Here is a 221-nt window from a genome sequence, read left to right as displayed (position 1 = left end):
CTAAGGCGGTCTATTCCATTTTCTAAGTTAGACAGCACGTCGCCGTACGCTCCTGGGTAGTCGGTATCGATGTCTTGCGCGAGTTGACCCTGCTCTAACCGGTCGCTCGCAGTCGATATTTGCTCGAAACTGTTCGACAGCTGGGTCGTCCCCACCGCGAGATCATCAAGCACGGCACCGTACTGCCCGGGGCGGTTTGTGTTGACGTCGTCATCGAGCAC

The 221-nt window shown here is 57.0% G+C and carries 1 protein-coding gene; it reads right to left on the bottom strand.

Translation table 11 applies throughout. The features are described 5' to 3' along the window. Window positions 1–221, bottom strand: a 221-nt coding sequence (locus EXE42_RS20070; RefSeq protein ID WP_137707152.1) for a hypothetical protein, incomplete at both ends; no start/stop codon positions are given.

The sequence above is a fragment of the Halorubrum sp. SP3 genome (genome assembly GCF_005435195.1).
GTDB classification, from domain to species: Archaea; Halobacteriota; Halobacteria; order Halobacteriales; family Haloferacaceae; genus Halorubrum; species Halorubrum sodomense.
This window is presented reverse-complemented; position numbering and strand designations above follow the sequence as displayed.